The sequence below is a fragment of the Synechococcus sp. RC10A2 genome, from assembly GCF_047502605.1.
In genome coordinates this window covers 375,904-388,374 of the sequence record NZ_JANSHP010000042.1, presented here as the reverse complement: position 1 = coordinate 388,374, position 12,471 = coordinate 375,904, and the positions used below count along the sequence as shown (strand labels likewise).

16 protein-coding genes and 1 pseudogene are annotated in these 12,471 nt (G+C 61.0%); 4 read left to right on the top strand and 13 right to left on the bottom strand.

What is annotated here, in order from left to right:
* Positions 1-13 precede the first annotated feature (13 nt).
* Positions 14-439: a ferritin-like domain-containing protein gene (locus tag NW848_RS06075; RefSeq protein ID WP_414510800.1), complete on the top strand. Its 426-nt coding sequence runs from the start codon at positions 14-16 to the stop codon at positions 437-439.
* A gap of 163 nt (positions 440-602) precedes the next feature.
* Here NW848_RS06075 and mtnA read toward each other — a convergent pair whose 3' ends face one another.
* Positions 603-1,631 (bottom strand): S-methyl-5-thioribose-1-phosphate isomerase, encoded by a 1,029-nt coding sequence (gene mtnA / locus NW848_RS06070; RefSeq protein ID WP_414510799.1) that lies wholly within the window; start codon positions 1,629-1,631, stop codon positions 603-605.
* 14 nt (positions 1,632-1,645) lie between these two features.
* Positions 1,646-2,209: a Uma2 family endonuclease gene (locus NW848_RS06065; protein WP_414510798.1), complete on the bottom strand. Its 564-nt coding sequence runs from the start codon at positions 2,207-2,209 to the stop codon at positions 1,646-1,648.
* Between the two features lie 67 nt (positions 2,210-2,276).
* Here NW848_RS06065 and NW848_RS06060 point away from each other — a divergent pair, with 67 nt between their 5' ends.
* Together NW848_RS06060 and NW848_RS06055 are read left to right on the top strand one after the other, a co-directional pair.
* Positions 2,277-2,891, top strand: coding sequence for a Uma2 family endonuclease (locus tag NW848_RS06060; RefSeq protein WP_414510797.1), 615 nt, complete (start codon positions 2,277-2,279; stop codon positions 2,889-2,891).
* Positions 2,892-2,900: 9 nt separating this feature from the next.
* A complete protein-coding gene (locus NW848_RS06055; protein WP_414510796.1) occupies positions 2,901-3,776 on the top strand; it encodes a DUF58 domain-containing protein in 876 nt (291 codons plus the stop codon).
* Positions 3,777-3,831: 55 nt separating this feature from the next.
* On the opposite strand, the gene NW848_RS06050 is transcribed toward NW848_RS06055, so the two are convergent.
* Entirely contained in the window at positions 3,832-4,050 is a 219-nt protein-coding gene (locus tag NW848_RS06050; protein WP_414510795.1) for a hypothetical protein, read from the bottom strand.
* A gap of 85 nt (positions 4,051-4,135) precedes the next feature.
* Entirely contained in the window at positions 4,136-4,474 is a 339-nt protein-coding gene (locus NW848_RS06045; RefSeq protein ID WP_414510794.1) for a hypothetical protein, read from the bottom strand.
* A 127-nt stretch (positions 4,475-4,601) separates the two neighbouring features.
* Here NW848_RS06045 and NW848_RS06040 point away from each other — a divergent pair, with 127 nt between their 5' ends.
* Positions 4,602-5,414, top strand: a complete 813-nt coding sequence (locus tag NW848_RS06040; protein WP_414510793.1) for a hypothetical protein — start codon at positions 4,602-4,604, stop codon at positions 5,412-5,414.
* A gap of 103 nt (positions 5,415-5,517) precedes the next feature.
* On the opposite strand, the gene NW848_RS06035 is transcribed toward NW848_RS06040, so the two are convergent.
* The 9 genes and pseudogenes from NW848_RS06035 to NW848_RS05995 all read right to left on the bottom strand — a co-directional run bounded on the left by NW848_RS06035 (position 5,518) and on the right by NW848_RS05995 (position 12,458).
* A complete protein-coding gene (locus NW848_RS06035) occupies positions 5,518-5,754 on the bottom strand; it encodes a DUF433 domain-containing protein (RefSeq protein ID WP_414510792.1) in 237 nt (78 codons plus the stop codon).
* A 60-nt stretch (positions 5,755-5,814) separates the two neighbouring features.
* Positions 5,815-5,949, bottom strand: a complete 135-nt coding sequence (locus NW848_RS06030) for a hypothetical protein (RefSeq protein ID WP_414510791.1) — start codon at positions 5,947-5,949, stop codon at positions 5,815-5,817.
* Between the two features lie 39 nt (positions 5,950-5,988).
* Positions 5,989-6,582, bottom strand: a complete 594-nt coding sequence (locus NW848_RS06025; RefSeq protein ID WP_414510790.1) for an HNH endonuclease — start codon at positions 6,580-6,582, stop codon at positions 5,989-5,991.
* On the bottom strand, positions 6,569-7,384 hold the full coding sequence (locus NW848_RS06020; RefSeq protein WP_414510789.1) for a DNA-methyltransferase: 816 nt from the start codon (positions 7,382-7,384) through the stop codon (positions 6,569-6,571). The genes NW848_RS06025 and NW848_RS06020 overlap by 14 nt, the downstream gene beginning before the upstream one ends.
* A 19-nt stretch (positions 7,385-7,403) precedes the next feature.
* Positions 7,404-8,693 (bottom strand): DNA methyltransferase, encoded by a 1,290-nt coding sequence (locus NW848_RS06015; protein ID WP_414510788.1) that lies wholly within the window; start codon positions 8,691-8,693, stop codon positions 7,404-7,406.
* A gap of 17 nt (positions 8,694-8,710) precedes the next feature.
* Entirely contained in the window at positions 8,711-9,307 is a 597-nt protein-coding gene (locus NW848_RS06010) for a BsaWI family type II restriction enzyme (protein WP_414510787.1), read from the bottom strand.
* Between the two features lie 216 nt (positions 9,308-9,523).
* Positions 9,524-9,982: pseudogene (locus tag NW848_RS06005) on the bottom strand (NADH-quinone oxidoreductase subunit C); the annotation flags it as partial.
* Positions 9,979-10,443 carry an NADH-quinone oxidoreductase subunit A gene (locus NW848_RS06000; protein WP_414510786.1) on the bottom strand — a complete coding sequence of 155 codons (465 nt, stop codon included), beginning with the start codon at positions 10,441-10,443 and terminating at the stop codon, positions 9,979-9,981. The gene NW848_RS06000 and the pseudogene NW848_RS06005, both read right to left, overlap by 4 nt.
* Before the next feature lie 107 nt (positions 10,444-10,550).
* The gene (locus NW848_RS05995) at positions 10,551-12,458 is read right to left on the bottom strand and encodes a hypothetical protein (RefSeq protein ID WP_414510785.1); all 1,908 of its coding nucleotides are present in this window, start codon (positions 12,456-12,458) and stop codon (positions 10,551-10,553) included.
* Between the last annotated feature and the right edge of the window lie 13 nt (positions 12,459-12,471).

Here is a 12,471-nt window from a genome sequence, read left to right as displayed (position 1 = left end):
GCGGAGGTTGGCTATGAGTACCATCAAGGAACAGCTGATTGCGGGTCTGAACACCGATCTGGCGAACGAGTACCAGGCGATTATCACCTACATTACCTACGGCGCGACTGTCACGGGCATCTACCGCGAGGAGATGAAGGAGTTTTTCATGCGCGAAGTGCCCGACGAGCTACGCCATGCTGAGTATCTGGCGAACAAAATCGCCGCGCTGGGCGGAACGCCCACCACCACGCCCGTCGCCGTGCCGCCCGCCAGCGACCTGAAGCAGATGCTGCTGAATGTGCATCGCGCCGAAGAAGAAACCATCGCCCGCTATCTGGAGCGACGCCATCAAGCCGAGCAACTCGGCGACTTCGGGCTGGTGAACGACCTGGAAGACATCATCTCCGACGAGACCAAGCACAAAGAGTCTATCGAGATGATTCTGCGCGGGCTGTAGCCATCGGGACATCTCTTTAGCGCAAGGGAAAGTCTGCGAATACCAGTCGCGCTATCATAGTTCACAGTTATCTCCTGCGAGTCTGGGCACTTTTTCACCCCCTCAGCAAGGGAGGAGAGGGGGAAAGGAGTGGGGAGATTCGCCCTGCCTGCCGTTTTGTGAACTATGCTTGGGCGATTGGTATAAAGTCATACGGCGGTCGAAAGACGCCTTGTTCGGTAATGATGGCAGTAATCAGCGCGGCGGGGGTGATGTCGAAAGCGGGATTGAGTGCGGGCGCGCCCGCGGGGGCAATCTGCAACCCATCGATGTGCGTAATCTCCGAAGGGTCGCGGTACTCAATCGGGATAGACGCCCCGTCAGGTGTGCGAGGGTCGATCGTGGAGAGGGGCGCGGCGATGTAGAATGGAACCCCATGGTAGTGCGCCAGCACCGCCAGCGTGTAGGTGCCGATTTTGTTGGCGGTGTCGCCGTTGGCGGCGATTCGGTCGGCACCTGCGATTACGGCATCTACTTTGCCCTGCGCCATCAGCGTCCCTGCTGCGCTGTCGGCAATCACCTCGAAGGGGATACCCTCCTGCAGCAGTTCCCAGGCGGTGAGTTTCAGCCCTTGCAGGCGGGGGCGCGTCTCGCATGCGTACACATGGGCGAGCGTGCCCTGCTGGCGCGCGACGCGGAGGATGCCCAGCGCGGTGCCAATCCCGCCAGTTGCCAGCGCGCCCGTGTTGCAGATGGTCAGTACGCGGGCGTTTGGGGGCAAGAGTGCCGCGCCGTGTTTGCCCATCGCGTAGTCGGCGGCGTAGTCTTCCTCGCGGATGGCGTGCGCTTCGGCAAGCAGGCGCACCCGCGCCTCGTCGGGCGTCGGGCACTGGGCGACCACCGCCTGCAAGCGTTCGATTGCGCCGAACAGGTTCACAGCCGTTGGGCGCGTCTGCGCGAACGCACGGCACGCCTCGCCAAACTCGGCGCGGAACGCCTCCATCGTCGGGGCGTCGATCGTGCGCGCGGCGAGCGCAAGCCCATACGCAGCGGCAATCCCAATCGCAGGCGCGCCGCGCACCTGCATCACGCGAATCGCTTCCGCCACCCCCTGCCAGTCGTCGTACTCGTGAACGACCATGCGCTGGGGCAACTGCGTCTGGTCTAAAATCGCTACGACGCCGTCGCGCCACTCAATCGGTTGCACACGCATAGCGCAAGGATACCTCACTCAAACAGCGTCGCAGGCGTGATGGATGTCTCGCCCAGCACCTCCGAGCGAATCGGTTGGTCGCCTGTGAACACCCCTACCGATTGCCAGCCCGCCGCTGACCAGCGCAGCACCTCCACCGACGCTGACTGGGGGTCTACCGCCCACACCTCCTGCACGCCAATCTGATGGTAGTCGCGCAGTTTCTCCAGCCACTCGGAAGCGGTATCGGAAGGCGAAAGCACCTCAATCACGAGTTCGGGCGCCACCTCGATGCGCGGCTGGTTCTGCAGATCGGGGATTTGTTCGGCGCGTTCGTGGCTGAGGAACAGCAGGTCGGGCTGGCGCGTGCGCAGCGGCGCACGGCGTATCACGACATCATAAGGCGCAGGCACAAGGTACCCCTTCGCGTCGCGGTGGATTTGCCCACCCAACCGTATCATCAACTCCGAGACAATCTTTTGGTGCTTGAATAGCGGCGTCGGCAAAGCGTTCACCTCACCGTCGATAATCTCGTAATAGGTAAGCGGCAACTGGAGATATTCGTCCCAGCCGATTCTGCGCGTCGCTGTAAGCGCCATAGGCATCTCCGCGCGAAGTATACCGCATGCGAATGCCTAATTCAGGTACAATCAGGCGGGTGAGCGCATGTCGCCGCGCACGATGCCTGTGGAGAGCGCGATTCCACGACGGTTCAAGTTCACGCGCGACGCCTACTATCAGATGGCGGCGCTGGGCTTGTTCTGGGGCAAGCGCGTCGAACTGATCGAGGGCGAGGTTATCGAGATGTCGCCGCTGAGTCCGCGCCATGTGGCGTCTACCGACCGCCTGTACCGCCTGCTGCGCGAGGTTGTGCCCGACGGCTACTGGGTGCGTCTCCAAGCGCCGCTGAGTCTGGGCGAGAGCGAGCCTGAGCCTGATGTGTCCATCGTTCTGGGCAGTCCAGACGACTACGAAGAGGCGCACCCCACGACCGCCGCGCTGGTAGTAGAGGTGTCAGACACTTCGCTGCCGTATGACCGCACCTTCAAGCAGAGCCTGTACGCGAAAGCGGGCATCCCTGAATATTGGATTGTGAACCTGAAGGACTCGCAGGTGGAAGTTTATCGCGAGCCTGCCGCTGTCGCGAACGCGCCGTTTGGCTACGCTTACCGCGCCATGCAGGCGTTCACGCGCGACGAAAGCGTCGCCTCACAGGCGATTGCGGGCGTCGTCGTGCCTGTGTCGCGTATCCTGCGGGCGTCGCACAAGCCGCTAAGGTAGAATCAAGGCATGGCGTGGGACGGGGTTTCAATAGAAGTTCTGGGGCGTCTGGAACGGTATCGGTTCCAGCCCAAGAAGATGCATGCGGCGACCATTCGGGGCGAGCGACTGTCGTCGCGCAAGGGTATCTCCATCGAGTTCGCCGACTACCGCCACTACACGCCAGGCGACGACCTGCGCCACTTGGACTGGAACATCCTCGCGCGATTAGACCGCGCCTATTTGCGCACCTATCAGGACGAGCAGGAGTTGCCTGTGCATCTACTGCTGGACTGTTCGGCGTCGATGGCGTTTGGCGAGCCGACGAAGTTCGACGCGGCGCGGTCGCTGGCGGCGTGCTTGGGCTATATTGGGCTGGTGGCGGGCGACGCGGTGTACCCGACCGCGCTGCACCATCAGCCTGCCGAGACGCGCGCCTTGCGCGGCAGGGTCGCCTACACGCGCCTGCTGGAGTGGCTGCGCACGCGCCAAGCCGACGGCAGGCATCTTGCCGCCGCTGTGCAACGCTTCGCGCATGCGAACCTGCCCAGCGGACTGGTGCTGCTGCTGACCGACGGGCTGGATGAGGCGTTCCCCGACGCGCTGCGCGCGCTGGGCAGCCGACGCCATGAGGTCGTGCTGCTGCATATCCTTTCTGAAGTGGAGTTAGACCCCGACTTGGAAGGCGACCTGAAACTCATCGACGCCGAGACGGACGACGCGATTGACATCACGGCAACGAGCGGCGTGCTGCAAGAGTACCAGCGCAGGCTGAAGGCGCATGTGGAGGCGATTCAGTCTGCCTGCCGACGGATTGGGGGAACCTATATTCAGGTGCGCAACGACCGTGCGCCGCAGGATGTTATCGTGCGCGAGTTGTACGCGCAGGGCGTACTCGGCGTCTGACGCGGCGCAGGGTGTCGCCCCACGCCGCGCGACTTTCCTTCCCCGAAGGGGTATCTTATGCAGCGGCAGGCTCCGCCGCCTCGCCCACTGCGCGGATACTCACCACACGGTCAAGCCGTATCTCCATGTAGTCGGTAATCAGGCAGATGCCGTACAGCGGCACGAAGGTCACATCCGAGACAAATAGGTTCCGCTCTTGCACATCCCCGCGCCGATCGCGCCAGGCGATCACGCACTCCATCCCGATATACTGCTGTGCGTCGTTGAACGACATAGCGAAGCCTCCCCAAATATGGTTTCTATGGGAGATTCTGCCCGATTCGGGGAGGCTCCGCACTGAACGGATTACGGGATTCGCGCTATCCCGTATCGTCCGCGCTGCGGAACAGGGGATCCAGCACCTCGGAGTATTGGTGTTCAATCGCCGCGAAGGTGAGATCCAGCGCGAGCGTCCACAGCAGCATCACGGCGCGCTCAGCAGGCAAGTCCAGCACATCCATGAAAAACTCCTTCATGACCTCCTCATAAGTGCGAGCGTTTTCGATGGGCATCTCGTAGCGTTCGCTGTAGCGGCGTTGATTGTCCCACGCCTCCTGCTGGAGTTTATCCAGGAACTCGCGCACATTCGCGGGCGTGGCGTTTTCCAAGTTCGGTCCGAACTCGGCTTCCACTCGCTGCTTGAATTCACTTAGTCGCACAGGCGCACCTCGCGCCAATTGTACCCCGAAGAGAACCTTGCTGTTCGCAGGCAGCAGACCGTATCCTCATCGGAACGGCAGGATTCTTGCGCGGAACCTCGAATCGACCTCGTCCGAGGTGGTTGGGATGCGTTGGATGGCATGTGTGGCGCTTTGTTCGGCAACCGTGTTGGGCTGGGCGGAAACGGAGATTTTTCTGGCGACGCTGGCGAAGTTCGACCCTGAGGGCGGCTCGATCATTCTCAAGCGCACGGGCAAGCCCGATATGAACGCCACGCTGCACAAAAAGCCGCGCCTATGGCTGAACAAGCAGCCCGCCGACATCGAGCAGTTTCGGCAGCTGGAGGGCAAGCAGGTGATGGCGCGGGTGAGCGTCGGCACGCAGGTGCGCCCCGTCGTGCGCGAGATGGCAGACCCCGACACCTGGAAATGGCTCGAAAAAGTGCGCCGCGGCGTCGTCAAAGGCACGCTCGTCGGCGTGGAGAATAACTACCTCATTATTGAGTTCCCCGACAAGACGCGCTTTTCCTACAAGTTCACGCCGAAGACCCGCTTCGAGCGCGACGGCAAGCCCGCTACGCTGGAGGATTTTGCCATCGGCGAGACGCTCTACTTCGCGCCGCGCCTGCTGTCGAACCTCGACACGATGCTCTTGTCGGTCAGCAACACCGAGAAGGACGCTCAGATAGGACGCGAACGCGCCCTGCCCTCCCTTCAAGGCACCATCCAGAGCATCGACCGCCAGAAGAAGATTCTCAAGGTGCTGACTCGCGCAGGCGACCTGCGCGAAATCCGCTACGACGACAAAACCGAGTTCACTTTCAAGGGCAAGCCCGTGAAGGTGGAGCAAATCAAGCCGCCTGCCCGCGCAACGATTCACCGCACGCGCGACGAGGAAGGCAACGACTACGCCCGTAAGGTGACGATTCAGCCGAATTAGGAAGCATACTTTACGAAAGCATAGGCGATTGACGATCCTCCTTAAGGTTCCCCTTGTGTGCAGGGGGAACCAAACGGGCGCGCGGTTCGGTTCCCCATGCTGATCACTTTGTATCTGCTAATGCGTACACGGTTTCGCCGCGCGCCAACTCTGCGGCGAATAGGAATGCTTCGTGAACGGCTTCAGCGGTCAATCGTGGGTGCGACTCAAGGATTTGTTCGAGAGTTTCGCCCGCTGCTAACTTCTCCAGCACTAAATCGACAGGGATTCGGGTTCCCTTGAATACAGGTTTGCCCATCATCACCTGCGGGTTCGCCTCGATCCACTGATACTGGCGCATTGCGAAGGAATTCTACCTCATCCCACCCAAACGCCACGATCCACTTACCCTACACGCCTGCTACCCCCAGTGCCGAAACGCCAGCACATACTCTGTTGGGTAGGCGAGGTAGTCGGCGTCTTGCGTTTTGGCGAACTTGCCCGTCTCTTTATCGCGGGTGCGGGGCAGGATTTTGCTGGGGATTTCACGCAGCACCGACTACACCTGCGAACAGTGCGCGACAGACAAGAATTCCTACTCCCAGCGAATGTGGTCATTTATCCCGTGCGTGTCGTAGAGGCGTAGAACCTCACGGCAGAACTCGACCATCTTCTGATCGCCCTCTTTTTCGGCGAGCTGCAGCAGCCGAATGAACATTCGCTTCCCCGTCTCGGTCTGCCTGTAGACTTTCTTCCGAAAGTTGCACTGAGCGCAGAGGGTTTGCCCATTCTCGATTTCCGACCGTCCTCCGAGATGGCGCGGTCGGATATGGTCTACATGCAGTTCCACGCCGTCGGCAAGCCCCTTACCACAGATGACGCACCGATACTGGTCGCGCTCCAGTATCGCCTGCTTTTGTTCTGGAGTGAAGTCGTCAAGCTCAACCCTTCTTGCGGATTCGGGGTCATACCGATACACGCCCTTGCGCACTTTGATGAGCCATCCCTCCTGATGGAGGCGGCGTATCATTCGCCACGGGTCGCGCGGTGGGGTTTCGTTTCCCTGCAAGCGCCACTGCTCGGTAACCCAATCCACGACAGGTCCGTGAGGAAGGTCTGTGTTCGGGTGCTGCTGGAAATACTCCTGAATCAGTTCGCGGATGGTCTTGCGTTGCTTAGGTCGCTTCATAGGCGATAGGCTCCTCTTCTACACTGAGTGCCAGTTGCCGTGAGTATAGGTACTGCATAATCCGCTGCTTTGCCAACTCGCAATAAGCCGGCTCGATCTCTACACCTATCGCGTGGCGGTTGTGCATAATCGCGGCAAGTAGTGTCGTGCCGCTGCCTGCAAAAGGATCCAGCACCGTGTCGCCGACATAGCTGAACAGCTTGATGCAGCGTTTCGGCAGCTCCAGCGGGAACGGTGCGGGGTGTCCAACGCGCTTACGGCTCTCGCCGTTGAAAGTCCACAAGCCGTTCGTCCATTCCATAAACTCCTGCGGCGTGATGTCCGAGATGCGTGTGCCAGAGGTCTTCTTCCACTCGCGCTTGTAAAGCACAACAATCAGCTCAACAGGCGCAATCACATAGGGTGCGGACGCGCTGACCCAGGACCCCCATGCCGTGCGCCGCGAGATGTTGCCCTCGTTCCACACGATGGTGGAGTGGTATTGGAAGCCCAGCCGTTTCGCCAGCGTCGTGAGGTCTGCGCCGACGCTCTGCTGACCGCCCTTGTTTTTGTCCAGCGGGATATTGAGGCACATGCGCCCGTCGGGTTTCAGCCACTCATAGCACCGCTTCAGCCACGCCTCGCAAAACTCCAGATAGTCGGCGTAGCTGAGGTCGTCGCGGTGCGTCCCATAGACGACCTCCACATTGTATGGTGGCGAGGTGACGATGAGGTCTACCGACTCAGGCGCGAGTCCCGCCTGCAGCACATCGGTGTTGTACAGTAGGCATTTCGGCTCCTGTAGCTCGAGGTAGGGCGTCATCGGGGGAAGTATACCCCGCTTACTCCTTCCAACATCGAAAAACGATTATATATTCCGTTGGGTAAGCGAGGTAGTCGGCATCGTGTGTTTTGGTGAACTTGCCCGTCTGCTTGTCGCGCGTGCGAGGCAAGATTTTGCTGGGGATTTCGCGCAGGATCACGCGCTCCAGCACAAAGCCCAGCGTCATGAGCTGCTCGGCAAAAACCTGTGCGTTCTGCACCTCGACACCGCTTAGGTGCGTATTGCCAATCACGATGCAGGCGTACCCGCCAGAGCGCATCACTCGCCGCCACTCGGTGAAGCAGGCGTACATCTCGGCGAAGTAGAGGGCGACCTCGCGCGCCTTGCGCGGGTTGACTGCGCTTAGCTTGGTGACAATCGCTTCCGCCAGCGGCGAGTGGAGGCTTCCCACAGGCTCGTGGATACCGTTAGAACGCCCAATAAACCCCTGACGGAACTCGCGCAGGTCGGTCGTCATCTGGAACCACAGCGCGCTCAGCTGGTGCAGGTCGGCGTACTCGTAACTGGTGACATACGGCGGCGAGGTCACGATGAGGTCTACCGACTGGTCAGGCACGGGCAGGGCGCGTGCATCGGCGCAGTGACAATATGCGGATGTATCCAGTGTGCCTGCACGCTGCAGGAGTGCCCAGTATTCGCGGTTGCCCCGTGCCATGCGCCGCACATGCCTGAAAAAGACCAGCGTCGGGTCGGGGATGGGCTTCTCCAACTTGCGCACAGGCTTGACGCTGCGATCGTGCCACCACGAGACGGGTTTCAGCGTGTGCGACAGGGCGCAGCGGAAAAAGGGTTGCACCGAGTCGTCCAGCATCTCAAAGGCGTGCTGAATCCGAGACAACGCGCACAGCACATCCTCGCGGAACCAGTAGCGCAGTCGCTCGTGCCAGTGGGAGTCGTCGACGGTCGCACACGCCTCGGCAAACGGCGACGGTTGTAGGGGCGACGCCAGTCTCTCCCAAACGCAGGCAATTGCTTCGCCCAGCAGGTGCGGTTCAAGGGCGCGTACCTTCGCAGTGGCGATTAAGTGCGCCACGGGATTGATGTCCACCCCGACGCTCGGTCGCCCCAGCCGTTTCGCCTCCACTAACGCCGTGCCCGACCCCATGAAGGGGTCTAACACGGTATCGCCTGGGTGGGAGTAGTCCTCAATCAGGCGCGCTGCGAGTTGGGGAATAAACTTGGCAGGGTAGCGGTGGTAGCCGTGCGTGGCGTAGCTGGTCTGCGCCTGCGTCAGGTGCGCAAACGCCCACTCAGGGTCAGGAGTTAGCCCTGTAAACTGCTCTAACACTGAAGCCGCAGAGTCGGCTAATCGAGTTCCAACCATCGTTTCAAGTCCTCACCCAGACGGTTAACGGTTCGGAAGATGCGCGTGTAGTGCTGGATTTCGGATTCGTTGCAGAAGAGATAAATCCTGTCATACATAGCGACGGACATACTGGCTTGCTTGGAAGTTAGTTTGCCCTCCGCTGTTGCCTCTGTAAGCACGCCATCATTATCGAGAGTGATAAAACAGAACCGTATGCCGCGCCCCCGCAATCGCTCTGCCCAGAAGAGATCCTGCTGAAAACGCTCGCGGAGGGAGACCTTGCAGCTGTAGACCGCGATGATTCGTTTCGGGGTGTTGCTGGTGTCCAATTCGTAAGCCACAAAGTCCACATTCGACTCTGCCGTAACCGATTGAATCTCGCCGCGTACCCACAACCGTTCACTCAAAGGCTCTTTGAGAGAGGCTGGGGTGGCGCGCCACTGCGCTATCCACAAACCCTTCAATCCTTCGCACTGGGCAGCAAACTCCTGCAGCACGATATCTTCAAAAGCCTTGCCTGATGCGGACTTCCACGACTGCTCGGCATCTCCTGACGGAGTGCGCTGGCGGAACTGCGCTATATAATCGTCCTTCAACTGCGCCCACGCTTACGTGGGAGAGTTTCCTGCTTCGCGCAACTGCCTGTATCTTTCAGGGAGAGACATCGTGCGCCTCAAGCGAGACAATCATCGCCCACTCACAGGCTCCGACCCCGTGAGACCCTCGAACGACTCGCCTGCGTGGGGATGGGTCTTGTCCTCGATGGAGGGTCCCCAAGTGCCCTGCGCGAACGGAATCTCCTCGCCGCCCAGCGGGAAGTCCTTGCGCAGGGGATGCCCCACCCAGTCGTCGGGCATTAGGATCCGCTTCAGGTTCGGATGCCCCTCGAACGGGATGCCGAACATGTCGTACACTTCGCGTTCGGGGTAGTTCGCGCCTTCCCATATGCCCGTGACGGACGGCACAGGCTCGCCATCGTCCACACGCACCTTCAGGAAGATGCGCCGAAAATGCACGGGCGAATAGAGGTTGTAGACCACCTCGAACCGCTTGGGCTTCTCGCCCTGCTGCCAGTGGGGCAGCCAATCAATCGCGGTGATGTCGCTGATATACAGATAGCCCAGTTCGGGGGCGTCGCGCAGCAGGCGGCACACCTCCAGCAGCCGCTCTTTGCGAATATACAGCCAAGTATCCCCGCGGAATTCGTACACTTCCTCAACGGCGTCGGGGTAGCGCGCGGCGATGGTCTGGTACTCGATGCGCTCGCTCATCGGTTCTCTCCTGTCAGGGCGGCGACGGGTTCAGGCTGGGGGGCGTTCAGGACGGGCGCAGGCTCAGGCTTCAGTCGCCGCGGCTCTACAGGATCTTCCCAGTCCAACGCGCCTTTTCTCCACTCGTACAGGAAACTGACCAGCAGCAGCAGGGTGAACACGCCCACCACGCCGACGGCGAACGCTCGCGCGTCGGGGGGCAAGTCGCGCACCGCCACGAAAAACGGGTACAGGAAGGCAATCTCCACATCGAAGATGATAAACAGCATCGCGGTCAGGTAGAAGTGGATGGGGAACCGCTCACGTGCACTGCCGACGGGCGTGATACCGCACTCGTAGGGCGATCCCTTCGCCAGCGACGGGCGTTTGGGACCCAGCAGCCACGACCCGCCGACCATCACGGCGACAATCACGGCGGCAATCGCGAACAGGATCAGCAATGGCACATAATCGCTCGGCATCGCGCGGTATTATACCTGCTGGTTTCCCTGTAAGTGAAGGGTTGACGACGCGAGATGATTTCAACAAGCAGATGGGGCAGGCACGAGACCTGCCCCTACATGGGCACTTACTGACCTTCTTTGATTTCATAGCGGTACTCCCACTCCATCGCGCCGGGGGGTACAATCGCCTCCCAAGTCACCTCCGTGAAGGGGTTCATCGGCGCTTTTTGGCGCAGGCTCCAGTTCCATGTGTCGCTGGTGCTTTGCTCGACGCTTTTGCGCGTGATACGGAACGGCTCGCGCGTGGCGCTGAGGTAGTGCCCCAGAAAGCGCACGCGCACGACCATCAGCACCGCCTCGGAGCGGGCGTTCGTGACGCGGATGACGCCGCGCCGTTCGGTTTCGATGCGTCCGAAGCCTTGCCCGCGCGTCTCGCTGCTCACCGTATGCGACAGGTTCACCTGCGGCGCGGGACCCAATACCACCAGCGCGTCCTCGCCCTGCGGCGTGAACAGCAGGATGTCCTGCGCGATAGGCGCGCCGTTCTGCACGACCGTAATCGGCGCAGTCGTCCACGCTAAGTTGCCCTTGTTTTCCAGTAGGATGGCGTCTTGCACCTCGCCCGATAGGTTGCGCCGCTGCATCAACTCGTAAGCAAGCTCCTCGAAGGTGCGGAACCGCCGCGGATCGCGGCGATACCAGTAGTAGCTTTCGCGTTCGCGCTGCGTGAGGTCAATTGCCCAGAAGCAGACGCGCTTGTACGGCAACGGCTGCTGCATCACCGCGTGCTGGGCGATAGAATCTTTGGGCAGGGTGATGCGTCCCAGCGGGATGAGGCTCAACTGCGGCAGCACGGTCGCCTGCGCATCGGTTTGGGGTAGGGCTTCGAGCAAAGATTCCGATGAGGCAGGCGATATGCCCATCCCAGGTGGGGGCGAAACATTCGGCACTACCGCGCCGAATCCGCCGAACCCTCCGAATCCACCGGCGCCTCCAATCGCGCGCTGGTAGACATCGTCAGGCTCGCCGAACCAGCGTGAGAGTTGCCTGAAGGTCTCGCGCATCGCCAGCGGCGAGATTTCGTCCTTCATCAGGAACTGCGGCGCGCCCACAGCCAGCGTGACCTCCGCATCGCGAAGGTCGCTCAACTCGTTGATGAGCGTCGCGTGCAGCTCCAGAGTCGCCTCGCCTTTGTCTGGGGGCAGCACCAGTCGGTACTCTGGGATCCAGCGGATGCCACGCTCAAGGGCAGCCAGCACGACGGTCGTGCGTTGCCCCGTCTTCGCGCCGTTGAGGTGTATCTCCAGCTGCGGGTGGCGCAGGGTCGCCTCGCGCTGCTTCACATAGTTGCCGAGGAACTCCACGCGCTTCACCTGCGCGGGGGTAAAAGCGACCATCCCGCGCGCTGTTTCTAACGCAAAGCTACACTGGCTCGCCATACGGCTCCAATCGTCCTGCACATAGTCGGGCGGCGACTGCTGTCCGTAGGGGTACCAAGAGTAGTAGCCGTAGTACCAATCCCTGCGCGGGCGTGGCGGCAAGACTGGCTGCGGGCTGTACGGGGGAGGCGGGTCGTGCGTCGGGTAGGCATCCTTGTAGCTAATCGCGGGCTTGAACACCCGCAGCTTGCCCGAATGCTGCTCGGTCTGAATCGGCTGGTTCGAGTCGGGCTGCGGCGCGGGGAACATCAGCTCCATCGTGACCTCCGCGCCGTCGTTCAGTACGAGCAGTTCCGCCATGTTTTGGGGCGCAATCGTGCGCTTCGCCTCGTGCCAGCTCGCCCGCAACTGCGCCACCTGCACCTTCGGGTCGCGCGAGTACGCCCACACTCCGCCCAGCAAGGCGTGGGGCAGCTCGGAAATCGCCGCCGTCGGGCTATTCACAACAATCTCGCGTTGGGTAAAGCAGTGTCCATCCTTGTAGACAACGAGGCGTCGGATGGGCGCGTCTGAAACCGTGTTCGTATCGGAAGGAGTCGCAACAGCCGTCAGCAGACTACCGCACAGTGTAAGCCAGTATCCGCGTCTCCTCATTAGGAATCACCGT